General features: G+C 73.3%; 1 protein-coding gene and 1 pseudogene. Both read right to left on the reverse strand.

Annotation, left to right across the window (positions count from 1 at the left end; genetic code table 11):
- Positions 1–1,346, reverse strand: a pseudogene (locus VXC91_RS45360) (hypothetical protein); the annotation flags it as partial.
- Between the two features lie 13 nt (positions 1,347–1,359).
- A partial coding sequence (locus tag VXC91_RS45365; protein WP_329513171.1) for a hypothetical protein occupies positions 1,360–1,582 on the reverse strand: 223 nt, incomplete at its 5' end.

Here is a 1,582-nt window from a genome sequence, read left to right on the forward strand (position 1 = left end):
TGCCGGCCGACGCGGAGGACGGGGAGCGGGCCGCGGGCGCGGACGTGTCCGAAGTGGTGGCTGCGCAGCCAGCGCCGGTCGACGTCGAGTTCGTCGCCGCCCTTGTCCTTCGCGAGGAGTTCGTCGAGGTAGAAGTCGCCGGTGGCGCTCCAGAGTGCGAGCTGGAGGTTGCGGGCGTCGGCCTGTTCCGGTTCGTCGGCGCCGGGGAGCGCGTCGAGTGTGCCGGCGGGGAGGCCCAGGGCGGCGGCGGTGCGGGTGCCGTTGGCCCACGGGTCGGCGGGGGTGGCGGGGGTGGTTGCGAGCAGCCGGTCGACGTCCGGGGGTGTCGCCGCCGGGGTCCGGGCGTCGGGCAGGTTGTTGGTCGGGGTGCCCTGGAGCACGAAGGCGGCTTCGCCGTGTCCTTCGCGGCCGGACAGCAGTGTGGTGAGCCGGGTGGCGGAGGCGTCGGGGTCGAGGGATCCGGAGACGCCGAAGGCGACCACCCGGGTCAGCAGTGGCTCCCGGTGGGGGTCGTAGCCGTTGCCGAGTTCGACGGTGACGGCGAGGCCTTTCCGCTCCGCCTCTTCGTATTTCGTCAGCCAGAGCAGTTCGGGGTCGAGGTGGGGTTCGCCGGGTGTGGGGACGGCGTCCAGGTCGGGGCCCACCTGGACGACGTCGGGTACTGCCAGGCCCGGTTGTTCGCCGACCAGTCGGTCGCCCTGGTAGGCGCGTACGACGAACATGTCCGGCAGGGTCGAGGCGGTCGCCGCGCGGGTCCAGCCTCCGCCGCGGGCCGTGACGGCGGGCAGGGTCGGCTCGGGCACCGGGTCGTGGGGGTCCGGCACGGGCGTTGGCGGCCGGGTGTCGGACTCCGGGGTGAGTAGCCGTACGAGCCACCGGGCGCGCTGCGCGCCCACCGCGCCCGTCAGTTGCCCCCAGGCGGCGTTCAGCAGCCGTTCCCGGTCCCGGTCGGTGTTCTCGGCGCGGCCTGCCCGCCACACGGTCCGCCAGTAGCGGCGGGCCTGTTGGATCTCCCCCTCGGTGGGGCGCTGCTCGTGCTGTTCGATGTGGATGTCGTCCGGGAAGAGGCGGACGAGCAGCCGGTCCGTTCCTTGTTCGTCCGGACGCAGCCGGGTTTCGAGGCGTACGGGCAGGAGGGCGAGCGGGACCTCGGGGTCTAGCCTGCCCAGGAGTGGTGCGAAGCCTTCCGCGGCGAGGGTGCGCACTTCTTCGTCCACGGTCCGCCGGGCGTCGCCGAGCCGGGAGCGGGCGAGGCGTCGTTCGTCGTCGGTGGCTCCGGTGTTCAGGAGGGCGCGGTGTTCCTCGGCCTCGGCCACGGCCTGGCGCAGTGCGCCGAGATCGTTCATCGGTGTTCTCTCTTCAGGGGGCCAGCAGCCGGTCGGCCGGCAGTACGACGCGGACGGGCTGCTGGAAGCACTGGCGGGCGGTTCCGGCGGCGCTCTCGCCCCACACGGGTTCGGGGGGTTGGCTGTTGGGGATGGAGACGCGGGGGCGCACCGTCCCCGGGGCGTGGGTCGCCTGCAGGTAGGCGTCCTTGGAGTCGAAGAGGTGGGTCCAGTTGAGGTTGTTCCAGTCGTCCGCC

Source organism: Streptomyces chiangmaiensis, from assembly GCF_036281785.1.
GTDB lineage: Bacteria > Actinomycetota > Actinomycetes > Streptomycetales > Streptomycetaceae > Streptomyces > Streptomyces chiangmaiensis.